The 24,368-nt window shown below is 71.5% G+C and carries 20 protein-coding genes; 7 read left to right on the top strand and 13 right to left on the bottom strand.

Going from position 1 to position 24,368, the window contains the following annotated elements; genetic code table 11:
- Positions 1-234 precede the first annotated feature (234 nt).
- The 3 genes from F603_RS0114785 to F603_RS0114775 all read right to left on the bottom strand — a co-directional run bounded on the left by F603_RS0114785 (position 235) and on the right by F603_RS0114775 (position 2,919).
- Positions 235-1,044, bottom strand: a complete 810-nt coding sequence (locus F603_RS0114785) for a DeoR/GlpR family DNA-binding transcription regulator (protein ID WP_019546788.1) — start codon at positions 1,042-1,044, stop codon at positions 235-237.
- Positions 1,041-1,937: a class II fructose-bisphosphate aldolase gene (locus tag F603_RS0114780; protein WP_019546787.1), complete on the bottom strand. Its 897-nt coding sequence runs from the start codon at positions 1,935-1,937 to the stop codon at positions 1,041-1,043. Before F603_RS0114780 ends, F603_RS0114785 begins: the two co-directional genes overlap by 4 nt.
- Positions 1,938-2,025: 88 nt before the next feature.
- Entirely contained in the window at positions 2,026-2,919 is an 894-nt protein-coding gene (locus F603_RS0114775) for an SIS domain-containing protein (RefSeq protein WP_019546786.1), read from the bottom strand.
- A 492-nt stretch (positions 2,920-3,411) separates the two neighbouring features.
- Between F603_RS0114775 and F603_RS0114770 the strand changes: the two genes are divergently transcribed.
- The 4 genes from F603_RS0114770 (at position 3,412) to F603_RS0114755 (ending at position 9,262) form a co-directional block, all read left to right on the top strand.
- A complete protein-coding gene (locus F603_RS0114770) occupies positions 3,412-4,548 on the top strand; it encodes a CaiB/BaiF CoA transferase family protein (RefSeq protein WP_019546785.1) in 1,137 nt (378 codons plus the stop codon).
- A gap of 47 nt (positions 4,549-4,595) precedes the next feature.
- Entirely contained in the window at positions 4,596-5,738 is a 1,143-nt protein-coding gene (locus F603_RS0114765) for an acyl-CoA dehydrogenase family protein (protein ID WP_019546784.1), read from the top strand.
- 67 nt (positions 5,739-5,805) lie between these two features.
- Complete coding sequence (locus tag F603_RS0114760; RefSeq protein ID WP_019546783.1) at positions 5,806-7,020, top strand: acetyl-CoA C-acetyltransferase; 1,215 nt, start codon at positions 5,806-5,808, stop codon at positions 7,018-7,020.
- Positions 7,021-7,081: 61 nt separating this feature from the next.
- Positions 7,082-9,262 (top strand): 3-hydroxyacyl-CoA dehydrogenase NAD-binding domain-containing protein, encoded by a 2,181-nt coding sequence (locus F603_RS0114755; protein ID WP_026328425.1) that lies wholly within the window; start codon positions 7,082-7,084, stop codon positions 9,260-9,262.
- A 266-nt stretch (positions 9,263-9,528) separates the two neighbouring features.
- Here the strand turns inward: F603_RS0114755 and F603_RS0114750 are convergent, their stop codons facing one another.
- From F603_RS0114750 to F603_RS32210, 7 genes are all read right to left on the bottom strand, one after another.
- Entirely contained in the window at positions 9,529-10,428 is a 900-nt protein-coding gene (locus tag F603_RS0114750) for a MerR family transcriptional regulator (protein ID WP_019546781.1), read from the bottom strand.
- Between the two features lie 529 nt (positions 10,429-10,957).
- Positions 10,958-12,235 carry a cytochrome P450 family protein gene (locus tag F603_RS0114745; protein WP_245600777.1) on the bottom strand — a complete coding sequence of 426 codons (1,278 nt, stop codon included), beginning with the start codon at positions 12,233-12,235 and terminating at the stop codon, positions 10,958-10,960.
- Positions 12,232-13,509, bottom strand: a complete 1,278-nt coding sequence (locus tag F603_RS0114740) for a cytochrome P450 (protein WP_019546779.1) — start codon at positions 13,507-13,509, stop codon at positions 12,232-12,234. Before F603_RS0114740 ends, F603_RS0114745 begins: the two co-directional genes overlap by 4 nt.
- Entirely contained in the window at positions 13,506-14,138 is a 633-nt protein-coding gene (locus F603_RS0114735; protein WP_019546778.1) for a GTP-binding protein, read from the bottom strand. Before F603_RS0114735 ends, F603_RS0114740 begins: the two co-directional genes overlap by 4 nt.
- The gene (locus tag F603_RS0114730; RefSeq protein ID WP_019546777.1) at positions 14,107-14,475 is read right to left on the bottom strand and encodes a DUF742 domain-containing protein; all 369 of its coding nucleotides are present in this window, start codon (positions 14,473-14,475) and stop codon (positions 14,107-14,109) included. Before F603_RS0114730 ends, F603_RS0114735 begins: the two co-directional genes overlap by 32 nt.
- Positions 14,472-14,894, bottom strand: coding sequence for a roadblock/LC7 domain-containing protein (locus F603_RS0114725; RefSeq protein ID WP_019546776.1), 423 nt, complete (start codon positions 14,892-14,894; stop codon positions 14,472-14,474). Before F603_RS0114725 ends, F603_RS0114730 begins: the two co-directional genes overlap by 4 nt.
- The gene (locus tag F603_RS32210) at positions 14,891-16,537 is read right to left on the bottom strand and encodes an ATP-binding protein (protein ID WP_019546775.1); all 1,647 of its coding nucleotides are present in this window, start codon (positions 16,535-16,537) and stop codon (positions 14,891-14,893) included. Before F603_RS32210 ends, F603_RS0114725 begins: the two co-directional genes overlap by 4 nt.
- 332 nt (positions 16,538-16,869) lie before the next feature.
- Here F603_RS32210 and F603_RS0114715 point away from each other — a divergent pair, with 332 nt between their 5' ends.
- Positions 16,870-17,736, top strand: a complete 867-nt coding sequence (locus tag F603_RS0114715) for an oxygenase MpaB family protein (protein ID WP_019546774.1) — start codon at positions 16,870-16,872, stop codon at positions 17,734-17,736.
- A gap of 20 nt (positions 17,737-17,756) precedes the next feature.
- Here the strand turns inward: F603_RS0114715 and F603_RS0114710 are convergent, their stop codons facing one another.
- Both F603_RS0114710 and F603_RS0114705 read right to left on the bottom strand, forming a co-directional pair.
- The gene (locus tag F603_RS0114710; protein ID WP_019546773.1) at positions 17,757-19,232 is read right to left on the bottom strand and encodes a M1 family metallopeptidase; all 1,476 of its coding nucleotides are present in this window, start codon (positions 19,230-19,232) and stop codon (positions 17,757-17,759) included.
- A gap of 169 nt (positions 19,233-19,401) precedes the next feature.
- On the bottom strand, positions 19,402-20,298 hold the full coding sequence (locus tag F603_RS0114705) for an FAD-dependent oxidoreductase (RefSeq protein WP_026328424.1): 897 nt from the start codon (positions 20,296-20,298) through the stop codon (positions 19,402-19,404).
- A 4-nt stretch (positions 20,299-20,302) separates the two neighbouring features.
- Between F603_RS0114705 and F603_RS0114700 the strand changes: the two genes are divergently transcribed.
- Both F603_RS0114700 and F603_RS0114695 read left to right on the top strand, forming a co-directional pair.
- Positions 20,303-21,079 carry a hypothetical protein gene (locus F603_RS0114700; protein ID WP_245600776.1) on the top strand — a complete coding sequence of 259 codons (777 nt, stop codon included), beginning with the start codon at positions 20,303-20,305 and terminating at the stop codon, positions 21,077-21,079.
- 62 nt (positions 21,080-21,141) lie between these two features.
- A complete protein-coding gene (locus F603_RS0114695) occupies positions 21,142-21,813 on the top strand; it encodes a nitroreductase family protein (RefSeq protein ID WP_019546770.1) in 672 nt (223 codons plus the stop codon).
- Positions 21,814-21,854: 41 nt separating this feature from the next.
- Here the strand turns inward: F603_RS0114695 and F603_RS0114690 are convergent, their stop codons facing one another.
- Entirely contained in the window at positions 21,855-24,248 is a 2,394-nt protein-coding gene (locus tag F603_RS0114690; RefSeq protein WP_019546769.1) for a Tex family protein, read from the bottom strand.
- Positions 24,249-24,368: the final 120 nt, after the last annotated feature.

The raw sequence follows: 24,368 nt of genomic DNA, 5'->3' as shown, positions 1-24,368 counted from the left end.
AGGTGCGGGTTGGCTGTCGGTCGGGGCGGAGTCAATTGCGGGAGTGTGGGGCGCTGAGATCCACAAGGGTTGCCCAGGGGCACCCCGGATGCCCGCCCTCCCAAGCTCCTTGAACGTTCACGAACCGTATCGCCGAACTCCGCGTCCCGCAGAGACAATGCTGCCGAGCCCCGACTAGACGTGGCAGTGCGATGACAGAGGGCACTACCGCGCTGCGTCGTCGGTGCTCTTTCGTCAGGCATCGGTTTCGTCGTCGGCGCCGCACACGGTGACCGCCAACGACGAGCGGTCGAACTCCGCGACGGCCTCGGACGGGGAAGACGTGTCGGTGAGGAATCCGTCGAAGAGTTCGCTGCCGCCGATCCGTGCGAAGCACCGTGTGCCGATCTTGGAGGCGTCCGCCACGACGAACGCCCGTTGCGCACGGCGGGCCATGAGCGCATTGACGGATGCCTCCTCTTCGCTGTGCACGGTTGCGCCTTCGGCGGGGGTGATGCCGTTGACGCCGATGAACGCGATGTCCAAGTGCAGCCGGCCGAGAACTGTCTCGGCGAAGGTGCCGGAGAGCTCGAAGGAACGGGCATGGGCCACCCCTCCGGTGACGACGGTCTTGATCTGCGGCCGTATCGTCAACTCATTGGCGATGTTCAGGGCGTTGGTGACGACGGTCAGGCTCGGCTCCGGTCCTGTCTCCCCGAACTCGGGGCGACGGGCGAGCGCTCTCGCGATCTCCGTCGTCGTGGTGCCGCCACTGAGGCCGACGACCGAGCCGGGAGGGACCATGCCGGCCGCAGCACGTGCGACTGCGGCGCGTCCCACTGCGCGGGCCCCCTGCCGATACCGGATCGGCAGGTCGTAGTTGACGTGACCCGGTACGGCACCGCCCCGTGTGCGGATGAGCAGTTGCTGCTCCGCGAGGGCGTCCATGTCCCTCCGCGTCGTGGCGGCCGAGACACCGAGAGCCGCTGCGGCTTCCTCCACCTCCAGACCGCCCTTCTCGCCCAGGATGTCGAGCAGAGTGTTGAGTCGTTCGTGGCGCTTCACTCGGCGCCGCCTTCCGTCGCCCTCCTCTCGTGTGTCGCTGTTCCCCCGGATGGGGACTGGGGCGCGCTGAGCAAACGGAGCAGGCGCTCGGCCTCGTCGGCGACTGCGGTGCGTGCGGGTGCGACGTACTTTCGGGAGTCCACGAGCTCGGGCGAGGCGGTGAGTGTGTCGCGTACCGAGCGGGTGAAGACGGAGACCAGGTGGGTCGATATGTTGATCTTGGTTAGGCCGGCGGCTATCGCTGCTCGGAGTTCTTCGTCCGAAACCCCCGACGAGCCATGGAGTACCAGCGGGACTTCCAACTCACCCCGGAGGCGCTTTATCAGCGCTTTGTCGAGGACAGCGCTGCGCTCCAGCATCGCGTGGGAAGAGCCGACCGCTACGGCGAGCGTATCCACACCAGTGGCCTCGACGAAGTCGCGCGCCTCCGCCGGCTCCGTGCGCGCACCCGGGGCGTGTACGCCGTCTTTGCCGCCCACTTCCCCGAGTTCGGCTTCGACGTGCACGCCTCGCGAGTGGCACCACTGCGTGAGCGCGGCCGTCTGCGCGACGTTCTCCGCGTACGGCAGGGCCGAGGCGTCGACCATCGCCGAGACCGCCCCGGCCGCCACGCCCTGCCGCAGCAGTTCCGGGTCGGTGAGGTGGTCGAGATGGACGGACACCCGAGCGGTCGACTCCTCCGCGAGCGCGAGGCAGGCGAGAGTGAGCGGGCGCAGACTGCCGTGGTACCGGGCGCAGTTCTCACTGATCTGCAGGATCACGGGAAGCTCGCTGCGTTCGGCGGCGGTGACCAGCGCTTCCGCCGTCTCCAGGTGGAGGACGTTGAAGGCGAGGGCGCCGGCGTTCGCCGAGCGGGCGGCGTTGACGATGGAGGCGGTGGTGACGAGCGGCATGGTCCTCGGCTTCCCGTTGTGAAGGGCGGACGTTCGGGCGCGGTGTGCAGCGGTGGTCCGGGGTGAGAGCCCCACCCCGCAGGGAAACTCAGCCTTCTAGTTGGACGGAGCGTGTGAGGTTGCGCGGCAGGTCCGGGTCGAGCCCCCGGGCGCGGGCACGCTCCAGTGCGATCCGTTGGACCAGGACGAGCTCAGCGAGCGGGTCCCTGTCGTGCGCCACGAACTCCGCCCCGGTCTGCGCCACTTCGGTGGCAAGCCCGGACGGGGGCGGGCCGAACGTCCAGGTGACACGACCCTGAGCTGCTATGGAAATGGGACCGTGGCGGTACTCCATGGCAGGGTACGACTCCGTCCAACTCTGCGACGCTTCACGCATCTTGAGTGCCGCCTCATGGGCAAGGCCGACAGTCCAGCCCGTGCCGAGGAAGGTGAACTGCTCGGCCTCGACCCACTGCGCTTCCACCGATGCCTCGAGTGCGGCTTCTGCGTCGGATATCGCGCCGGTGAGGTCTTCGCCGAGGTGTGCTCTGAGAAGGGCGAGCGCCGTCGTCGCGAATCGTGTCTGGACGACGGAGCGTTCGTCGGCGAACGGCAGGGGGATGACGGTGTCGGAGTGTTCGACGGCGGGGGAGTGGGTGTCGCCGACGAGTGTCACCGTGCGCGTGCTGCGTTCGAGATCGGCCAGGAGGCGGAGCACCTCCGTCGTCGTGCCGGAACGCGTGAGGGCCACGACGGAGTCGTAACCGCGGGGAGGGGAGAGCAGCGCTTCGGACGCCGCGAACGCATCCGTGAGGCCCTGCCCGGAGCGTTCCCGGAGGGCGGCGTACGACTGCGCCATGAACCAGGAGGTGCCGCACCCGACGACGGCCACCCGCTCGCCGTTGCGCGGGAGGGAGTCCGTCTCGCTTGCGAGTGCGGCGGCACGGCGCCACAGCGCCGGCTGACTCGTCAACTCGTCCTGCATGTGCGCCGTTTCGGGCATCTGCGGCACCTTTTCTGATCGGTCGGCCTGGGTGTCGGTTCGGGCGCGGAGCGCTCGCAGGGCGGCGTTTCGTCGGGGACTTGCGCTGCCGGAGCGAAGGCCGCTCTCTGCGTGAAGCTGCGTGATTCTGCGTTGCCGAGAGCAACTCTACGCAGATCTTCGAATCCCGGTCCACACCACGAACGGGTGAACGGATCGGCGAGTAACGGATCTTGAGAACTGACTGAACCCCAGTTCTCCGCGGTGCAAGTGTGATTCCGGCTCCGGTGGCGTCAGTTGCAGCCGTCGGCCGGATGCGGTGCTCTTGGCCGCGTCGGCGTGAGCGGTACGGCGGCGACGCTCGCAAGGTCTTGTGAAACCGGGTCGCTGTTCATAGCATTCCCGGTGTTACATCAGTTGTGTCACACGCTTGTTCTCCGCTCTTCCCGCACCCGGGTCGAGTGCAGGCGTGACCGTCGAAGAGGCTTGTCAGCACGCGGAGTTGGAGAGGCGATGGCAAAAGCACAGCAGGGCGGCGGCCCGCTCTCCGGTGTCCGCGTCGTGGAGCTGGCGGGTATCGGTCCGGGCCCCTTCGCGGCCATGCTCCTCGCCGACCTCGGTGCGGACGTCGTGCGCATCGACCGCCCCGGTGGCGGCGCCCTCACGATCGACCCGCCGCACGACATCACCAACCGCGGCAAGCGCTCCGTCGTCGTCGACCTGAAGACCGCCGAAGGCCGGGAAGCAGCGCTGCAGTTGGTCGATCGCGCGCACGTCCTCATCGAGGGGTACCGTCCCGGCGTGGCCGAACGGCTGGGTGTGGGGCCCGAGGTGTGCATGGGGCGCAACCCCTCGTTGGTGTACGGCCGGATGACAGGTTGGGGGCAGGACGGCCCGTTGGCCGAGCGCGCGGGTCACGACATCGGATACATCGCCCTCACCGGTGCCCTGGGCATCAGCGGACCGGCGGACGGCCCGCCCGCCTTTCCCGCCAATCTGCTCGGTGACTTCGCCGGCGGCTCCCTCTACCTGGTCGTCGGCGTACTCGCCGCGCTCCGCCACGCGGAAGGAGGAGGCGGACCGGGCCAGGTGGTCGACGCAGCCATCGTCGACGGCGCCTCGCACCTCACCTCGATACTCCACGGCATGCTCGCGTCCGGAGTATGGCAGGACCGCCGTGAGGCGAACCTCCTCGACGGCGGCGCTCCGTTCTACGGCACCTACCGCACAGCCGACGGCGCCTACATGGCCGTCGGCGCCCTGGAGCCCGCGTTCTACGCCGAGTTCGTCCGCCTTCTCGGACTGGAGCACGAGGTGCCTCCCCGCGAGGACGTCGCCGGCTGGGGCGAGTTGAAGCGGGCCATCGCGGAGCGGTTCGCCGTGCGCACCCGCGAGGAGTGGACCGAGGTGTTCGCGGAGAGCGACGCCTGCGTCGCCCCCGTTCTCTCCCTCGCCGAAGCGCCGGAGCACCCGCACCTGAAGGCCCGCCGCACTTTTGTGGAACGCGCCGGCATGGTGCAGCCGGCGCCCGCCCCCCGATTCAGCGCGACGCCGACCGAGATCGACGGGCGTCCGGCCGAGCCGGGCGAGCACACCAGAGAAGTCGCCGCGGACTGGCAGATCCCGGCGCTCCTGAACGAGACCCTCTGACCGCCCCTTCGGCGCGCCCCGCCGAACCAGCCCCGAGAGGGGAAAAGATGCAGCGCCAGCTCTTCACCGAGGACCACGAGGCGTTCCGCCGTACCGTGCGCACCTTCCTGCAAAAGGAGGTCGAGCCGCACTACGCCGAGTGGGAGCGCGACGGCCAGGTCTCCAGGGAGGTCTGGAGGGCCGCGGGTCGGCAGGGCCTCCTCGGTATCGCCGTCCCGGAGGAGTTCGGCGGCGGAGGCGCATCCGACTTCCGCTACGCCGCAGTCCTCAGCGAGGAGTTCGCCCGCTCCGGCGCCGCCGGTCTTGCCGTCTCGCTCCACAACGACATCGTCGGCCCCTACCTGACCGCTCTCGGCACCGAGGAACAGAAGCGGCGATGGCTGCCCGGCTTCTGCAGCGGCGAGACGATCTCCGCCATCGCGATGACCGAACCCGGAGCCGGCTCCGACCTCCAGGGCATCCGCACCTCCGCCGAGGACCGTGGTGACCACTGGCTGCTCAACGGCTCCAAGACCTTCATCTCCAACGGCATCCTCGCCGACCTCGTCGTCGTGGTGGCCCGCACGACCCCCGAGGGCGGGGCGCACGGCCTCAGTCTGCTCGTCGTCGAACGTGGCATGGAGGGCTTCGAACGCGGACGCAACCTCGACAAGATCGGTCAGAAGGCCCAGGACACCGCCGAGCTCTTCTTCCAGGACGTCAAGGTCCCGAAGGAGAACCTGCTCGGCGAGGTCAACGGTGCCTTCGTCCATCTGATGACGCACCTCGCGCAGGAACGCATGGGGATCGCGATGGCCGGTGCGGCGGCGGCGGAGCATCTGCTGGAGACGACGCAGCAGTACGTCAAAGAGCGGGAGGCGTTCGGCAGGCCGCTCGCCAAGCTCCAGCACATACGCTTCGAGATAGCCGAGATGGCGACCGAGTGCGCGGTCACGAGGGCGTTCATCGACCGCTGCATTGTCGATCACGACAAGGGCGAACTCGACGCCGTCCACGCGTCGATGGCCAAGTGGTGGGCGACCGAGCTGCAGAAGAAGGTCACGGACCGCTGTCTGCAACTCCACGGCGGTTACGGCTACATGGCGGAGTACCCGGTGGCGAGAGCGTTCGTCGACGGTCGTATCCAGACCATCTACGGAGGCACAACCGAGATCATGAAGGAGATCATCGGGCGCTCGCTCCTGACGTAGCCGACCCGAGGCGCCGGCCGTCGGCGTCCCCCACCTCGACACCAGCCCACCCTCGAAAGGACACCACGTGAGCTCCGAAGCGTTCGTGTACGACGCGGTGCGCACGCCGCGCGGTCGTGGCAAGGCCAACGGCGCGCTGCACGGCACCAAGCCGATCGACCTCGTCACCGGCCTCATCCGCGCACTCAGGGACAGGTTCCCCGACCTCGACCCGGCGGCCATCGACGACCTCGTCCTCGGCGTCGTGAGCCCCGTCGGCGACCAGGGCTCGGACATCGCCAGGACAGCCGCGATCGCCGCCGGGCTCCCGGAGACCGTAGCCGGCGTACAGGAGAACCGCTTCTGTGCCTCCGGCCTCGAAGCGGTCAACCTTGCGGCGGCCAAGGTCGCCTCCGGATGGGAGGACCTGGTCCTCGCCGGCGGCGTCGAGTCGATGTCCCGCGTACCGATGGGGACGGACGGCGGGGCCTGGCACATGGACCCCATGACGAGCTTCCAGACGGGCTTCGTGCCGCAGGGCATCGGTGCCGACCTCATCGCCACGATCGAGGGCTTCGACCGCCGCGCGGTGGACGAGTACGCAGCTCGCTCGCAGGAGTTGGCCGCGCAGGCGTGGAAGGAGGGACGGTTCGACCGCTCCGTCGTACCCGTCCGCGACCGCAACGGTCTCGTCGTGCTCGACCGGGACGAGCACCTCCGCCCCGGTACGACGGCCGACTCCCTCGCCGCGCTCAAGCCGTCCTTCGCCGGGATCGGGGACATGGGCGGCTTCGACGCGGTGGCGCTTCAGAAGTACCACTGGGTCGAGGAGATCGACCACGTCCACCACGCGGGCAACTCCTCCGGGATCGTGGACGGTTCGGCCCTGGTCGCGGTGGGCAACCGCGAGGTCGGCGAGCGGTTCGGACTCACGCCGCGGGCGCGCATCCGCTCCGTCGCCGTCTCCGGGTCCGATCCGACGATCATGCTCACGGGTCCCGCTCCGGCCTCCCGCAAGGCGCTCGCCAAGGCCGGCCTGGAGATCGAGGACATCGACCTCGTCGAGATCAACGAGGCGTTCGCCGCTGTCGTGCTGCGGTTCGTCAAGGACATGGGCCTTCCGCTGGAGAAGGTCAACGTCAACGGCGGCGCGATCGCCCTCGGTCACCCGCTGGGCGCCACGGGCGCGATGATCCTCGGCACCCTCATCGACGAGCTCGAACGCCGCGACCAGCGCTTCGGCCTGGCCACGCTCTGCGTCGGTGGCGGCATGGGCGTCGCCACCGTCATCGAGCGCCTCTGACCACCGACCCGAACTCGCACTCCGGAGCGCCAACATGAGCAGCAGCACACCCAACCCGGCCGTGGGCGAGGCGTCCACCATCCGCTGGGAGCAGGACGACACGGGCGTCGTGACGCTCGTCCTCGACGATCCCGGGCAGTCGGCGAACACCATGAACGCCGCCTTCCGCACCTCGATCGGCGCCGTCGCCGACCGACTGGAAGAGGAGCGGGAGGCGATCCGCGGGGTCGTCTTCACCTCGGCGAAGAAGACCTTCTTCGCGGGAGGGGACCTCAACGACCTGATCCAGGCGACGCCCGAGCACGCTCAGCAGGTGTTCGAGTCGGGGATGCAGATCAAGAGCGCTCTGCGACGGATCGAGACACTGGGCGTCCCCGTCGTCGCCGCGATCAACGGTGCGGCGCTCGGCGGCGGTTTGGAGCTCGCCCTCGCGTGCCACCACCGGGTCGCGCTCGACGCGAAGGGCTCCAAGATCGGCTGTCCCGAGTCGAGTTTCGGACTGCTTCCCGGGGGCGGCGGCGTCGTCCGCACCGTGCGCCTCCTCGGAATCGCCGACGCGCTGCTCAACGTGCTTCTCCAAGGCCAGCAGTACTTTCCGGCGAAGGCCAAGGAGAAGGGCCTCGTGCACGAGGTCGTGGGCACGCAGGAGGAACTCCTCGCCGCGGCGCGGGCCTTCATCGACGCACACCCCGAGTCCCGGCAGCCGTGGGACGTCGAGGGGTACCGCATCCCCGGGGGCACGCCCGCGTCGCCCAAGTTCGCGGCCAATCTGCCCGCCTTCCCGGCGAACCTCGTCAAGCAGACGGCCGGGGCGCCCTATCCGGCGCAGCGGAACATCATGGCGGCGGCGATCGAGGGTTCGCAGGTCGACTTCGAGACGGCCCAGGTGATCGAGAGCCGCTACTTCACCGAGCTCGTCACCGGCCAGATCGCGAAGAACATGACGCAGGCGTTCTTCTTCGACCTCCAGGCCGTCAACTCCGGCGCGAGCCGCCCCGACGGGATCGAGGAGCGCACTGTCAGCAAGGCGGCAGTGCTCGGCGCCGGCATGATGGGCGCGGGCATCGCCTACGCCTGCGCCAAGGCCGGCATCGAGGTGGTGCTCAAGGACGTGTCCCAGGAGGCGGCGGAGAAGGGCAAGGAGTACTCCGCCGGCCTACTGGAGAAGGCGCTCAGCCGGGGCCGCACCACCGAGGCGAAGCGGGACGAACTGCTCTCCCGCATCACCCCCACCGCGGACCCGAAGGACCTGGCAGGCTGCGACGCGGTGATCGAGGCCGTCTTCGAGGATCCTTCGCTCAAGCACCGGGTCTTTCAGGAGATCGAGGATGTCGTGGAGCCGGACGCCCTGCTCTGCTCCAACACCTCGACGCTGCCGATCAGCATGCTCGCCGAAGGGGTCGAGAGGCAGAGCGACTTCGTCGGCCTGCACTTCTTCTCGCCCGTCGACAAGATGCCGCTCGTCGAGATCATCCGTGGGCGGCAGACCGGTGACGAGGCGCTCGCCCGTGCCTTCGACCTCGTCCGGCAGATCAGGAAGACGCCCATCGTGGTGCAGGACTCGCGCGGGTTCTTCACCTCCCGTGTCATCGGGCAGTTCCTCAACGAAGGCGTCGCGCTCCTCGCAGAAGGCGTGGAGCCGGCCACCGTCGAGCAGGCGGCGGCCCAGGCCGGGTATCCGGCGAAGGTGCTCTCCCTCATGGACGAGCTGACGCTCACCCTGCCGCGGAAGATCCGGAAGGAGACACAGGAGGCGCTCCGCGCCGAAGGCGTCGACTTCCCCGACCACCCGGCAGACGCCGTCATCGACCGCATGATCGACGAGTTCGGTCGCACCGGTCGCAGCGCCGGCGCAGGCTTCTACGAGTACGACGAGAACGGCAAGCGCACGCGTCTGTGGCCCGGTCTCCGCGAGCACTTCGGCCCGGCGGAGGGCGAACGGGCCGAGGTTCCCTTCGTCGACATGCAGGAGCGGATGCTCTTCTCCGAGGCGCTCGACACCGTCCGCCTCTTCGAGGAGGGGGTTCTCACGTCCGTTGCCGATGCCAACATCGGTTCCCTCATGGGGATCGGCTTCCCGCCGTGGAGCGGAGGGGTCATCCAGTACATCAACGGCTACGAGGGCGGCTTGCCCGGATTCGTCGCCAGAGCCCGTCAGTTGCAGGAACAGTACGGTGACCGGTTCGCCGTCCCGGAGCTGCTCGTGCAGAAGGCCGAGAAGGGGGAGCGCTTCTCGGACTGAGTCCTCGGAGTTCTGTGTACGGTCGTGCCCTGCCGGTGCGCAATCCCATGAGCGGGTTGTGCATCGGAGGGGACGGCCGGTAGAAGCAGTTACGAGAGAGTGACCGGGATCAACGTGCGGCCGCGGTTGCAACCTCTCGGCGTCTGCCCCGGCAACGTGCGTCCCCCTGAGTTCACGGGGGCTCCGGAGCCGCCGCCCCCGGCTGAGTGCATCGCGTCAGGCGTCGGGTAGTCCTCGGGCTGGGAGATCGCGGCCGCTTCCCGGCCTCACCTCCGGCCGCTCCGCTCGCCGCCCCCGCCGCGGCCCCCGCTCGTCCGCGGGGCCCGTTCGTCGGGAAAGACGCCACGGAGTTCCTCCTGCATGGAGCGTTGGAACGTCGTCACCAGGGCTTGGACGACCATCGGCTGCATGTGGGCCGAGAGGTACTTCATCTCCTCGACGCCCTCCGCGTCGGGCTGCCTGTCGCGGTAGGGCTCCCAGACCTCGTCCTTGAAGAGCCGGCTCAACTCCCGCGCCGCCGACCGGCTGTGCTCCAGCATCACCTCGCGCGCCGAGACGATCGCCTCGGTCGATATCGGCACGTCGAGAATGCGCACTCCGAGGTGGACGAGTCCGGGATCGACGAGGAAGACGTCCGGATCGCCCGTCCGTTCCAGTACCCGCATGGCGGCGAGCCGCTCCAGGTCCCTGTCGGTGAGCTTCCTCCCGACACGGCCCTCCAACTCCTCGCGCGAGGCCTCGTCGACGGTGTCGGGGAGCCAGGAGGCGACCACCGCGCGATGGATCGCCAACTCGTGCGGGGTGATGTCCTCGGGGAGCCGCTGGAGGTAGCGCTCGATCGCGGCGAGGGTCATCCCCTGGTGCTGGAGCTCCTCGATCAGGGCCAGCCGCGCGAGGTGGTCGGGGCCGTAACGCCCCACGCGACGGGGCCCGATGGTGGGCGGAGGGAGCAGTCCCCGGGTGCTGTAGAAGCGGACGGTGCGGACCGTGACGCCTGCACGCGCCGCGAGTTGGTCGACGGTGAGGACGTCCTGCGTGAGCGGCGCGGAGGGCGGCTCCTCGCGCGCGGAGGAGGTGGGCGCCGCGGCGTCGGCAAGGGCGCGCCCGTCCGTTTCGGGTGGGGGCGCTGGGGAGACCTGCGCCGCCCGTCCGCCGTGCCGCTCCATCTGCCGTGCTCCTCTCCGTGCTGCCGAACGGCGACGTGGCTCTGTCGCCCGCGCGGTCCCGACCCGGAACTGCCGAAGCGCTCCGGCCTGCTCGCCGCGGCCTGTGCCCGCGGTCGGAGGCCGACGGCGGCCGTGCCGGGCCGGAACGCCGCCGTGCGGTCGCGTCCTGGGACCGTACAGCGCGCCACCGAACCCTGTTCAACAGTATTGCTGTCGCACCGGTCCTGTGAAACTTCAGCAGTAACGGAAATCCCGTGCGGCAAACGCTTCTTGGCGCCTGTCGTCCGGGCAGCAGCGGAACCGACGTCCGACGCGAGCACGCACCGACTCCGCCCTCGTACCGAAGACGGAGCAACAGACGCAGCCCGAGCCGCCGTGTACGACGCCCACCCCACCCCGGGCCGCCCCTCGGAGCGGCGGCGTCCCAGCGAGTGGGAGACCGGGCGAGGCGGCTCATCCCGGTCGGGGCCTGCCACGGGTGGAGCGGCGTCGGAGCCTCACCTCCGAGCGGCCGTCCCCGCCTCGGGGCTCACGCCGTCGCGAGGCCCTCCTTCGCGCCGTGCAGCAGCACGGGCAGCGCCTGCAACTCGTTCTGTGTGACGGCCGGCTTGTTGCGCAGCTCGGACGCGGGGACGCCCAGCACCATGTCGGGGAAGCGGGCGAACAGCGCCGGCAGCGCCACGCGCGCCTCCAGCCGCGACAGCGGAGCCCCCGGGCAGACGTGCGGCCCGTACCCGAACGAGATGTGCCGGTTGGGACTGCGGGTGCTCACGAACTCCGCCGCGTCCGAACCGTGTTGGGCCTCGTCCCGCCCGATCGCACCGTAAGCGATGATCAAAGCGTCCCCCTCTCCGATCACGGTGTCGCCGACCTCGACGTCCTCGGTGGCGAACCTGATCAGCACGTGTGTGGTGGGCGCATCCCAGCGCAGCACCTCCTCGATCACCGAGTCCCAGCTCACGTCGCCCGCGAGCACGGCGGAGAGCTGCTCGGGATGGGTGAGGAGCGCCCGCACCGCGTTGACGATGAGGCTGATCGTCGTCTCGTGCCCGGCCGCGACGAGCACCTGGATCGTCGCCAGGACCTCCTCGTCGGTGAGGGTGTCGCCCTCCTCGGCCGCCTGGAGCAGCGCGGTGGTGAGGTCGTCGCCCGGGTTCCGCTTCTTCTCCTCGAGCACGCCCGTGAAGAACTCGGCGAGCTCCGTCATCACCTGCTGCACCTCTTCGGGCGGTGTGACGCTGCTGAAGAAGCCCTCGTAGAGTTTGCGCAGCCGTGGCTCGTCGTTGGTCGCCACACCGAGGAGTTCGGCGATGACGCTCATCGGCAGCTCGTAGGCGAACGTCGCCTTCAGGTCGGCGGCCCCGCGCTCGTCGGCGGACTCGGCGAGTTCGTCGAGGAGCCGCTGCGTTATCTCCTCGATCACCGGACGCATCGCCTCCACCCGCCGCGGCGTCAGCGCCTGGGCGGTGAGCGTCCGCAGTCTGCGGTGCTCGGCGCCGTCGTAGGTGAGCATGCTCGGGCCCGGTGCCGCGAGTCCGATCAGCGGCCAGGACGGTGAGATCTCGCCGCGCCGCCATGCGCCCCACTTGCCGATGTCCTTCACCAGCCGCGCGTCCGTGAGCAGTTGGCGCGCCTCGGCGTGGTGCGTCACCGCCCAGCAGGGAACGCCGCCGGGGAGCTCGACCCGGGCGACCGGGCCGGCCTCGCGCAGCCGTGCCCCCTCGCCGGCGAGGTCCTGGACGAGCGGATCGAGCACGACGGTCTCGGACGGCTGCGTACCGGCGCCGGTCACGGGGCATTGCGTCACGGTGTTCCTCCAACTGCGGTGGTGGGCGTGAACTGGACGGGAAGGGAGCCGAGGCCCCGCAGCCAGGGCGACGAGCGCCACTGCAACTCCTCGGCCCCCACGGCGAGATCGACGTCGGGCAGCCGGTCGAGCAGCACCTCGATACCGGTGCGCGCGATGCCCTCGGCGATGTCCTGCGCCGGGTAGGGGCACCGGTGGTCGCCGTGGCCGAAGGAGAAGTAGGCGTTGTTGCCGCCGGTGAACGAGTGCTGGTCGGGCCGCACTTGGGGGTCGCCGTTGGCCGCGGCGAAAGAGAGGATCAGCAGGTCGCCGCGGCGGATGCGGCGCTCGGCGAGGCTCGTGTCGCGCGTCGCCCAGCGGCCCGCGATGTTCTGGGTCGGGGTGTCCTCCCAGAGGACCTCGTTCATCGCCTCGCCGACGCTGTGCCGGCCGCCGCCGAGCGAGGCGGCGAACCGCTCGTCGGTGAGCATCAGCCGCAGCGAGTTGCCCATCCAGTCGGCGGTCGGCTGGTGGCCCGCGACGATGTTCACCATCATGTCCTCCAGGACCTCGGCCTCGGAGAACTCGTCGCTCAGCGGATGCCCGACCATGCGCGAGGAGACGTCGGCCCCCGGCGAGGCCCGCCGGGCCGAAAGGAGCCGCGCCACGGCACCGTGCACCCGGTCCCGCCCCTCGAGCGCGCCCGCGTCGCCGTCGACGAGCGCGTTGACGGAGGGGACGAGCTCGAAGCCGGCCGTGTCCTCGAAGCCGTAGAGCCGGGCGAGGACGAGCGCCGGCAGCACCTTGGCGTACTCCGCGACGAGGTCCGCGTCGCCCCGTCCGCAGAAACGGTCGATGAGCTGGTCGGCGAACCGCTCGGCGTGGCGGCGCAGTTCGAACGGGTCGACGGCGTCGAGCGCCTCGCCGAGCAGCCGCGCGCGGCGTGCATGGCGCTCCCCGATGGTGTAGAGGATCGACTCCTGCTTGCCCACCATCGGCAGCAGCGGCCAGTCCTCCGGTATGTCGTCCCACTGGTTCCACAGCGCGGAGTCCCGGCTGAAGAGCCCCGGGTCCTCCGTGATCCGGTGGAGCTCGCGGTACCCGAGGACGAGCCATGCGGGGACGCCGCCGGGGAGTTCGACGGGCGCGATCGGGCCGTGCACGCGCCGGAGTTCGCGGTAGAGCCCGGCGCGGTCGTCCTCCTGGAAGCGCGGGCCGCCGAGCTCGACGGGCTCCGAGTGCGCGGGGCAGCCGGCGGGCGCTTCCGGTCCGCCGTGTGCGGGGGCGTTGCTCACGTGCTGCTCCTCCTGGCTTCGGCCGCCGACGAGGCGAGGGTGTAAAGGTGGTCGACGAGGGCGACGAGGACGTCCCGGCTGGACCCGCGGGACCGCGCGTCGCACTCGACGACGGGCACGCCTTCCGACAGGTCGAGCGCTTCCCGCACCTGCGTCTCCGAGTGCCGCGGGCCGCCGAAGTCGTTGCGCGCCACGATGAACGGGGTGCCCCGCTGCTCCAGCCGGTCGATCGCGTACCAGGAGTCGGCGAGGCGCCGGGTGTCGACGAGGACGACGGCGCCGAGGGTGCCGCGGAAGAGGCTGTCCCAGAGGAACCAGAACCGCTCCTGGCCGGGGGCGCCGAAGAGGTAGAGGACGGTGGTGGCGTCGAGGCTGATGCGTCCGAAGTCGAAGGCGATGGTGGTCGTCGTCTTCTCCTCGACCTGGCTCGGGTCGTCGATCCCCTCGCCGGCGCGGGTCATCGTCTCCTCGGTGTTGAGCGGACGGATGTCGCTCACCGACTTCACCATGGTCGTCTTGCCGACGCCGAAGCCGCCGACGACCACGATCTTCAGCCCGTTCGCCGCCTTGCTGCCGAGCGGCGGGCGGGCGTCCGTCTCACCGTTCCGGTGTGAGGTTGCGGAGTCCAACGAGCACCTGCTTCAGGATCTCGGGGTCGGGGAGTTCGTCCGCGCTCTCGCCCGTGCGCGGATGGCGGGCGGTGATGCGCCCCTGTGCGTGCAGGTCGGCGAGGAGGATGCGCACGATGCTCACCGGCAGCCCGAGGAGCGAGGCGACCTCCACAACTGCCGTGGGAGAGCGGCAGATCCGGAGGATCTCGGCGTACTCGGACTGCATCCCCGCGACCGGTTCGCTCTCGCTCACGACGAGGGTCACCAGGTCGAACGTGTCGCTCCCGGACCGGCTGCGGCCGCCCGTGACGGTGTACAGCCGATCCGGGTCGTCGTCCCTGCCGGGCCGTCTCACGACCCGCCTCCGCCTTCCTCGTCCGGTGCCTCGCGCGCCGGCGAGGTGAGGTGCTCGCTGAGCTGCTCGACGAGTTCGTTCATGTTGTGGCCCACGAGCCCGACGTCCGCGTCCTCCTCGGCGACGACGGCGAGATGGGCGCCGTCACCGGCCTCCACGACGAAGAGCACGCCGCCGTGGAACTCCGCCATCGCCTGCCGGACGCCTGGTTTCCCCTCGCCGAACTCCACCGAGGCGCCGTGCGAGAGACTCTGGATGCCCGACGCTATCGCCGCGAGCTGATCGGCCTTGTCGACGCCGAGTTCGGGGGAGCGGCACAGCTTCAGGCCGTCCCGCGAGAGCACCACGGCGTGCCTTGCGCCCGGGGTGCGCTCCAGCAGGCTCTTCATCAGCCAGGCGAGTGTGCTGTCGGTGGTCATCTGGTGTCTTCCTCCGGACGGGGAGAGGCGTGGATCGGTGCGGTGGCGGAGGGGTCTGCCTCCGGAGCGTCTGACCTCGCGGTCCCGCTCGCACGTCCCCTGACGAGCGGTTGTTCCTCGGGGAGCGGACCCGACGTCGGCGCGGGCACCTCGTCGGCCCGCCCGCCGTCGGGCCCCTCCGCCTCGGCGCGTTGGACGGCCCGACGGAACGCGCCGAGCCTCGATCCCGACTCCTCGGCCGTACGCGGGAGCGAGTCGGGCTCCTCCCGCGTCTCCGGGCGCTGCGGGGCCCGGGCGTCGGCGAGCGTCCTGCCGCGGCGGCGCTTCGGCAGCCCGCTGGAGCCGACCTCGTCCGGGGCGTGCTCGTGCGTGTGCGCGGAGGGTGCGGCCGCAAGGTCGGCGTCGCGTCCGGAGGCGGTCGCCGAGGCGAGCGTCATGCCGCGGCCGAGCGTTCCGCCGTCGGACGATGCCGCGGCCTCCGCGGGCGGTTCGGTGAGCAGTCCGCGCGGGATGCGGACGAGGACGCCGGTCCCGCCGTGCGCGGAGGGCCGGAAGGCGACCGACAGCCCGTGCTTGCGTGCGAGCCGCCCGACGACGGGCAGCCCGAGTCGCGTCCCCGAGATGCCGGCGAGGTCCTCGGCACTGCCCTGGACGGCCTGTTCGGCACGGCGCAGTGCCACCTCACCCATGACGAGCCCGCCGTCCTCGATCGTCACGACGGCCCCGGCGGCCACCTCCTCGACGTACACGTGGACTTCGGAGGTCGGCGGGGAGAAGTTCGCCGCGTTGTCCATGAGTTCGGCGAGTACGTGCATGACGCCCTCGGCCGCGTGCCCGGCGATGGCGACGCCGCTGCTGGAGTGGAGGCGCACGCGCTGATAGCCACCGATCCGCCCCATGGCGCCGCGCAGGATGCTCTCCATGACGATCGGCTTCGCCCAACGCCTGCCGGAGCGTGCGCCGGTGAGCACTGCGATGCAGTCGGCGAGCCGGCCCGCCTGCGCGGTGCGGTGGTCGAGGTGGAGGAGGTCGCCGAGGACCTCCTCTTCGGTGTGGCGGTGCTCCATCTCGCGGAGGTCGGCGGCCATCCCCGTGGCGAGCGCCTGCATCCGGCCCGCCGCGTTGGCCGCCGCGGCGATGGCCGAGGCGCGGCGTGCCTCGCCCCTGTGCACCTCGGTGGCGAGGGCTTCGAGTACCTTGCGGTGCGCCTCGTTCTCCGTCGGGGGCGCGGCGGCGAGGGCGGTCTCGGCGGAGCTGCCGCTGCGCAGCTTCTCGACGACGAGGGGCACGACGCGGTCGGCGAGGGTCCGGTCGGCGGCCTGCCGCGCGGCGATCTCCGACTGCAGCGCGAGGTTGTCCGCACGCGTGGCGGAGAGCATCCGGCGCAGGCTCTCGCCGGTGAAGCGCGCGTGCGCGAGGAGCGTCGCGGCACCGCAGAAGACGACGCCGACGAGGACACCCGTCCAGACCACGGCGGCGTGCGCGGAACTCGGCGTCAGCGCCAGAGCGAGGAGGCAGCCGCCGGCGGCGACGACGACGGCGACCAGCAGTACGAGCGCCGTGCGCGGCGCGGTGCCCGCACCCTGACGGTCGGCGGGCACGGGGGCGGCCGCCGTAGGGGTCGGCGGTATCTCTGTGGTCATCTGTGGGGGGTCCTTGGGGACGGAGGCGGTCAGGGGTCAGCCGAGCCGCGCGAGTTCCCGGTCATGATCCGATCAACGTGGCCCCAATATAGGCGAGTTGACGATCAGTCGGCCATGCCAGGGGGCGCGCGCCCGACCGTAAGTTACTCGACGGTTCTGCTCCCTCCGACACCGCGGACAGCACCCGCGCGGATCTCCCCGCGACGGGCGGAAGGGGCCGGACGAGGCAGCGTACGCACCCGGCTCGGTGCAGAGAAGCGATATGTGCAACCGGCGTGCGGACAACGGTCTTCGAACAGGCGCGCCGACCGCACGGCAGGCACCATGGAGGGATGGAAGAGGCAGCACCCCGCCCGCCGCAGCCCGGCGGCCCGCTCTGGGAGATCGCCGGAGAGGCGAGGGCGCTGCTGATGCTGCCTTCGGCCCTCGCGCTCCAGGTCGCACACCCGGCCGTGGGCGCAGGCGTCGACGAGTGGTCGGTCTTCCGCACCGACCCGTGGGGCCGCGGCGAACGCTCCCTGCGCTCGCTGCTCACCTGGGTCTACGGCGGTGAGGAGGCCGCCGCAGAGGGCCGCCGCCTGCGCCGGATGCACGCCCGCATCAACGGCACAGACGCGCACGGCCGCCCCTACCGAGCCCTCGACCCGGCCAACTACGCCTGGGTCCACACCACCGGGTTCCCCGTCTACCGCCACGGGATGAGGTACCTCGGCCGCCGCCCCTACACGGCGCAGGAGGAGCGGCGGCTCTACGAGGAGTGGCTCGACGTGGGGCGCGTGCTGGGCCTGCGCGAACAGGACATGCCGCAGACCGTCGAGGAGTTCTGGCCCGTCTACCTCAGAACCCTCGACGAGGTGATCGAACCGACGCCCGTCGCCCGCGAACTCACCGCCCTGGACCGAACGGTTCCTCCTCCGGACCGCGGCCCCCGGCTCGTCCGCGCGGTGGCGCGCGCCTGCTGGCCGCTGCTGGTCCGGGTGTTCGCGCGCCTGCGCCGCTTCCTCACGGTCGGGCTGCTCCCGCCTGAGGCCCGCCGCGCGCTCGGGCTCGAGTGGAGCGCGCGGGACGAGCGCCGGTTGCGTCGACTGGGGAGGGCCGTCGCGTACGTCGTACCGCTCCTCCCCGAGCGGCTGCGGTACCTGCCGTACGCGCGCCGGGCCCGCGCGGCCGCCCGCACGCGGCTGCGTCCCGTGGACTGAGCCGGCGGGCCCGGCGTTCCTCAGTGGCCGTGCCGCTCGGTCGCGTGCAGCCGCCGCCAGGACTCGGGTTGCTGCGCCGCACGCCCCTGCTCGGCGAAGGGCGCGCCCTTCGGCTTCGACGGGGTGTGGAGCCAGGTGCGGAAGAGGCCGCGCAGGTCCTTTCCGGAGACACGCTCCGCGTAGCGGCGGAAGTCCTGGACCGTGGCGTCGCCGCCGCCCCGCTCCTGCGGCCATCCCTTGAGGACGGCGAAGAACGCTTTGTCGCCGATCTCCTGACGGAGCGCCTGCACCGCCATGGCGCCGCGGTCGTAGACGGCGTCGTGGAACTGGTTCTTCGGGCCCGGGTCTCCCGGCTCGACCTTCCAGAAGTCGTCGTCGGCCTCGTGCGAGTCGTAGGCGTAGGCGGCGAGTTCGCGCGCCGTCCCCTCGCCCTGGTCCTCGGACCAGAGCCACTCGGTGTACGCGGCGAACCCCTCGTTGAGCCAGATGTCCTGCCACCGGCTGACCGAGACGCTGTCGCCGTACCACTGGTGTGCCAACTCGTGCACGATCACCGAGACGTTGGCGCCCGAGGCGAACTGCGCCGGGCTGTAGAACGGCCGGGTCTGCGTCTCCAGCGCGAAGCCGGTCTCGGTGTTCGGGACGTAGCCGCCGAGCGCGTCGAAGGGGTAGCGGCCGAGGTACTTCTCCAGCCAGGCCGTCACCTCCGCGGTCCGCTCCACGCTCGCGCGCGCCGCCTTGTCCAGCTCGCCGAGGTCCTTGCTGTACGCGTTGAGGACGGGCAGGCCGCGCCGTGCCTCGTCCTCGACGATGTCGAACCTGCCCATGGCGAGCGTCGTCAGGTACGTCGCCTGCGGTGCGGTGGCGCGCCAGGACGACCTCGTCCAGCCGCCGGACGAACGCTCGCCGAGGAACCGGCCGTTGCTGATCGCCTGGGTGCCATCAGGGACGAAGACGTTGATGTCGTACGTCGCCTTGTCCGTGGGGTGGTCGTTGCTGGGATACCACCACCAGGCGGCCTCGGGCTCGTTCGCGGCGATGCCGCCGTCCTTCGTGCGATGCCAGGCAGTGACGCCGTCCACCTTCACCTTCGACGGGACGCCCGCATACCGCACGACGACGGTGAGTTGCTCGCCCTCGGCGACGGGTCGGGCCGGGGTCACCTCCAGCTCGTGGTCGCCCGTCGCGGCGAAGTGTGCGGCTCTGCCGTTGACGCGGACCTCCTCGACGTCGAGCGCGAAGTCGAGGTTGAACCGGGAGAGGTCCTGGGTGGCGGTGGCGAGCAGGGTCGCGGTGCCCTTCAGGTGATCGGTCTTCGGCTGGTACCGCAGGCGCAGGTCGTAGTGGGAGACGTCGTAGCCCCCGTTGCCGTAGTCCGGGTAGTACGCGTCGCCGGCGCCCGGGGCGCCCGGTGACGGTGCGGCGGCCGAGGCGGGCACCGCGAGCAGCAGTGCGGCCGTGAGCGCGGTCGGAACGGCGGTGAGTCCGTGACGCACGTGTCCTCCAACATCGCAGCGGGTCGGTCCGGCTTCGGATGCCTGACCGGTGTCCCGGTCGGGAGGCTATGCACTGCCCGGCCGTCGGACGGCCCGCGCCGTGGCCCTTCATCCGATTGCCATATGCATGTGATCCCCCGTCACCCCCGGCCCGATGCCGCGGGGACGGTCAGACGCCCTCCACGAGCTGCGCGACCCGGCGCGCACATCCCCAGGCGACGGTGACCCCCGCGCCCCCGTGCCCGTAGTTGTGCACGCACCGTGTCCTTCCGTCCGCCATCGTCTCGACGGCGAGGCGCACCCGGGGACGGAACGGCCGCAGCCCGACGCGGTGCCCCCGCACCCGCGCCTCGGCGACCTCGGGGCGGACGGCGGCGCAGCGGCGGATGATCCACTCGGCCGTCGTGCTCTCCGGCTCCCTCGACCATGCACCGTCCTGCGCGGTGCCGCCGAGCAGCAGACCCGAGGGGTGCGGCAGCAGGTACGTCGTCTCCTCGGCCTCGCCTCCGGCATCCGCGTACCACTCCTCGACGCCGGGGTTCTCCACGACGACCAACTGCCCGCGCACGGGGCGCACTTGCGGGTCGGGAACGATTCGGCGCGCGCCCATCCCCGTGCAGTTGACGACGGTCGGCGCCGCACCGGCCGCCTCGCCGAGCGTCGCGAGCTCCCGCCGCTCGACGCTGCCGCCGGCCGCCAGCAGCCGTCGCCGGAGATAGGGCAGGTACACGCTCATGTCGACGAGCGGAGTGCGCGGGGGAGTGCCGGTCAACTCCGCCCAGCGCGGTGGGACGCCGCCCACCATCGTCCCCCGCACCAGCCGCACCCCGGTGGCCGACGGCTCCTCGGCGAGCGCGGCGAAGAGCGGGAAGGACTCGACGGCCCACTCCAGCGCCTCCTCCTCGGGCGCGATCCGATAGGGCCAGACCAGCCCGCCGGCGACGGCGGACGTGGTCTCCCCCTCGAACTCCGCGCCCCATACCGCCACTTCACGACCCTGCTCCGCGAGGACGACGGCCGACGTCAACCCGACGACCCCGCCCCCCACCACCACGACGTCACTCATGCAGGTGACGGTAGCCGCTCGGAGCGCCACGGGCGCGGAACCCTTCCGCTGGGCGGGGATACTCCGGCACATGTACGGCGAGTACACGTACGGCGCATACGCGACGTTCCCCCTCCGGCCCCCGCGCCCCGGCCGGCAAGCCCCGCCCGCAAGGGAGTCGGGCAGACGCGCGCTGCCGCCCGGCGGAGCCGCCGTCCTGCCGGCCTGCGGCGAACCCGCGTCGAAGCGCGCACCAGCAGGGCACAATCCCTGCGTCCGCGTCCTGTTGGTGGCCGAGCGCCCCGCCGTGATGTACGGGCTCGCACGGGCGCTGCGCCGTGCCGGGGTGAGCGCGGAGCTCGCCCGTGGCCTCGGCACCGTCGCACGCCGCGAGCTGCGGAGCTACCGTGCCGTGGCGCTGCCCGAGTGCGCACGCGGCCGACTGCGCTGCGTCGAGCGGGCGTTGGAGGACGCCGGCGCGTCTGCACGGGTGGCCGTCGTCGACACCGGGCTGCCTCCCGTGGCGCTCGCGCAGGTGCAATCGGCGTTGCAGCGCGGCGGGTTGGGGCTGCGTGCCCTCCCGGGCGAGGTGCGCCTCCTGCTGACACGGGCCGCGCCCGTCGGCGTCGAGGTGCACCGCAGGGACCGGCTGCGGAGGCTGCGGACCCACCGCCTGTGCACGGCTCCCGTACACCTCCCGCCCGGCGAGAGCCGCCTCGTGCTGCCGCCGGGCGCCCGGCGCCGGGGCTACGCCGTGGCGCGCGCGGGCGCCGCCGTCCGCGTGGCCGAGCTGCCCGACTGACGCCCGGGGCGAGGCAGTTGGGCCCTCTTCTCCCGCCGACGCGCCTGTGGTGTGCTGCCTGCATGACCGCAACCCCGACGCCGGACCCCCTCCCCACTGTCCCGCTGCGCCCGCGGCCGGTTCCGTCCGGCGAGGCCGTGGCACGCGCCAGGGCGTTCCACGAGACGATGGCCCGCCGCCGCACCGTCCGGGAGTTCGACACCCGTCCGCTGCCGGAGGGCGTGGTGGAGTGGGCGGTGCGCACGGCGGCGACCGCGCCCAGCGGCGCCCACGTCCAGCCGTGGCGCTTCGTCGTCCTCACCGACCCCGAACGCAGGCGGCGGCTGCGGGAGGCCGCCGAGGCGGAGGAGCGGGAGTTCTACGGGCGGCGCGCCTCCGAGGAGTGGCTGACGGCGCTCGCCCCGCTCGGCACGGACGCGGAGAAGCCGTTCCTGGAGCAGGCGCCCGCTGTGGTCGTCGTCTTCGAGGTGCACAAGGGCCCCGGTACACCGCGCCCTTACTACGTCAAGGAGTCGGTCGGCATCGCCGTGGGGCTGCTCCTCGCCTCGCTCCACCAGGCCGGCCTCGCGACGCTCACGCACACGCCGAGCCCGATGCGCTTCCTCAACGAGATCTGCGACCGTCCGCCCGAGGAGCGGGGTGCCTACGTGATCCCGGTCGGCTACCCGGCACCGGACGTACGCGTGCCCGACCTCACCCGCAAGCCGCTCGACGAAGTCATGGTCCGGCTCTGACGGGCGGGCAGCCGACGCACGCGACCGCCCGCCCGGCCGGCTCAGGCGAGCCCGGCCCGCTTGAGCGCCTCGGCCATCTCGTTGTTCTGCGGCGTCGTACCCGAACCGCCGCCGCGGCCACCGCGGTTGGCGCCCTTCGCGGCGCCTTTGCCGCCCTTGTCGCGCTTGCGTCCCTGGCCGCTGCCCTGTCCGGCCGCGGCACCCTGGCCCGAGCCGCGCTGCCGCGGGGCCCGCCGCTCGCCGCGTGCCGGCTCCTCGTCGAGGCGCATGGTGAGGGAGATCCGCTTCCGCGGCTCGTCCACCTCGACGACGCGCACGTGCACGATGTCGCCCGGCTTCGCCACGTCCCGCGGGTCGTCGACGAAGTCCTTCGACATCGCCGAGACGTGGACGAGGCCGTCCTGGTGCACCCCGACATCGACGAACGCACCGAAGGCGGCGACGTTGGTCACCACGCCCTCCAGCACCATCCCCGCCTGAAGGTCGGAGATCTTCTCCACGCCTTCTTTGAACCGGGCGGTGCGGAAGTCCGGCCGCGGGTCGCGGCCCGGCTTCTCCAGCTCGCGCAGGATGTCGGCGACGGTGGGGAGCCCGAATCCGCTCTCCTGGGAGACGAACTCCCGCGGGTCCAGGGCGCGCAGCGCCGAGGTGTTGCCGATCAACTGCGGCACGTCCGTTCCCGCGGTGCGCACGATGGTGCGGACCAGCGGGTACGCCTCCGGGTGCACGGACGAGGAGTCGAGCGGGTCCTCGCCGTTCCGGATGCGGAGGAACCCGGCGCACTGCTCGAACGCCTTCGGCCCGAGCCGCGCGACGTCCTTGAGCTCCGTACGGCTCTTGAACGGCCCGTTGGCGTCCCGGTGCGCCACGATGTTCTCGGCGAGCGTCGCGCCGATCCCCGAGACACGCGAAAGCAGCGGCGCCGAGGCGGTGTTGGCGTCGACGCCGACGCCGTTGACGCAGTCCTCCACGACGGCGTCGAGCGAGCGGGAGAGCTTGCTCTCGGCGAGGTCGTGCTGGTACTGCCCCACGCCGATCGACTTGGGGTCGATCTTCACCAGCTCGGCGAGCGGGTCCTGGAGCCGCCGGGCGATGGAGACGGCGCCGCGGTGCGCGACGTCGAGTTCGGGCAGCTCCTGGGAGGCGTAGGCCGACGCCGAGTAGACCGAGGCACCCGCCTCCGAGACCGTCACCTTCGTCAGCTTCAACTCGGGCCGCAGCGCGACCAGTTCGCCGGCGAGGCGGTCCGTCTCACGGGAGGCGGTGCCGTTGCCGATCGCGACGAGTTCGACGCCGTGCTGCTCGGCGAGGGCGGAGAGCTTCGCCAGCGCCTCGTCCCACTTCTTCTGCGGCGCGTGCGGGTAGATCGTCTCCGTCGCCGCCACCTTGCCCGTGGCGTCGACGACGGCGACCTTCACGCCCGTACGCAGCCCGGGGTCGAGCCCGAGGGTGGCGCGCGCTCCGGCAGGGGCGGCGAGGAGCAGGTCGCGCAGGTTGGCGGCGAAGACCCGCACGGCCTCGTCCTCGGCGGCGGTACGCAGCCGCAGCCGCAAGTCGATGCCGAGGTGGACGAGGATGCGGGTGCGCCAGGACCAGCGGACGGTCTCGGCGAGCCAGGCGTCGGCGGGCCGTCCCCGGTCCTCGACGCCGAACCGGTGCGCCACGGCGCGCTCGTAGGCGTTGGGCCCCGGTCCGTCCTCGTCGTCGGGGGCCTCGGGCCGCAGCGTGAGCTCGAGGACGTCCTCCTTCTCGCCCCGCAGCATCGCCAGCACCCGGTGCGAGGGGAGTTCGGTGAAGGACTCGGCGTAGTCGAAGTAGTCGGAGAACTTCGCGCCCTGCTCCTCCTTGCCCTCGCGCACCGCAGCGACGAGCCGGCCGCGCTCCCACATCCGCTCGCGGAGCTCACCGAGCAGATCGGCGTCCTCGGCGAACCGCTCGGCGAGGATCGCGCGGGCGCCCTCCAGCGCCGCGGACGCGTCGGCGACCCCCGCGTCGGCGTCGACGTACGCGGACGCCGCCTCCTGCGGCTCGACCGAGGGGTCGGAGAGCAGTCCTTCGGCGAGCGGTTCGAGACCGGCCTCGCGGGCGATCTGCGCCTTGGTGCGGCGCTTCGGCTTGTAGGGGAGGTAGATGTCCTCCAGCCGCGCCTTGGACTCGGCGGCGCGGATCTGCGCCTCCAGCTCCTCGGTGAGCTTCCCCTGGGACCGCACGGAGGTCAGGATCGTCTCCCGGCGCTCCTCCAACTCCCGCAGGTAGCGGAGGCGTTCCTCGAGCGCGCGCAACTGCGCGTCGTCGAGGGACTCCGTCGCCTCCTTGCGGTAGCGGGCGATGAACGGCACTGTCGACCCGCCGTCCAGCAGCTCGACCGCGGCCGCAACCTGCCGCTCGCGTACGCCGAGCTCCTCGGCGATCCTGCCTTCGATGGTCGTCGTCACGATGGTCTGTTCCGCCTTCTCGGTGCTGTGGTCCCCCGGTACGCCGCATTGTGGCAGGCGGCGCCGCGCGGTGGCGGTCCGACCCGGCAGGGCACGCCGAACGGAGGGCCCCTGTGTCCG

Origin of the sequence: Streptomyces sulphureus DSM 40104, from assembly GCF_000381025.1 — a bacterium.
In the GTDB taxonomy this organism is placed as follows: domain Bacteria; phylum Actinomycetota; class Actinomycetes; order Streptomycetales; family Streptomycetaceae; genus Streptomyces; species Streptomyces sulphureus.
Note: the sequence above shows the minus strand (reverse complement) of the source record. Positions and strands in the feature narration are given on the sequence as shown.

Bases quoted from the DNA above. Each gene is read 5' to 3' on its own strand.
- F603_RS32210 (WP_019546775.1), bottom strand. From the start codon at position 16,537: ATGACCACAGAGATACCGCCGACCCCTACGGCGGCCGCCCCCGTGCCC.
- F603_RS0114770 (WP_019546785.1), top strand. From the start codon at position 3,412: ATGGCAAAAGCACAGCAGGGCGGCGGCCCGCTCTCCGGTGTCCGCGTC.
- F603_RS0114750 (WP_019546781.1), bottom strand. From the start codon at position 10,428: ATGGAGCGGCACGGCGGACGGGCGGCGCAGGTCTCCCCAGCGCCCCCA.
- F603_RS0114765 (WP_019546784.1), top strand. From the start codon at position 4,596: ATGCAGCGCCAGCTCTTCACCGAGGACCACGAGGCGTTCCGCCGTACC.
- F603_RS0114775 (WP_019546786.1), bottom strand. From the start codon at position 2,919: ATGCCCGAAACGGCGCACATGCAGGACGAGTTGACGAGTCAGCCGGCG.
- F603_RS0114715 (WP_019546774.1), top strand. From the start codon at position 16,870: ATGGAAGAGGCAGCACCCCGCCCGCCGCAGCCCGGCGGCCCGCTCTGG.
- F603_RS0114705 (WP_026328424.1), bottom strand. From the start codon at position 20,298: ATGAGTGACGTCGTGGTGGTGGGGGGCGGGGTCGTCGGGTTGACGTCG.
- F603_RS0114780 (WP_019546787.1), bottom strand. From the start codon at position 1,937: ATGCCGCTCGTCACCACCGCCTCCATCGTCAACGCCGCCCGCTCGGCG.
- F603_RS0114695 (WP_019546770.1), top strand. From the start codon at position 21,142: ATGACCGCAACCCCGACGCCGGACCCCCTCCCCACTGTCCCGCTGCGC.
- F603_RS0114725 (WP_019546776.1), bottom strand. From the start codon at position 14,894: ATGACCACCGACAGCACACTCGCCTGGCTGATGAAGAGCCTGCTGGAG.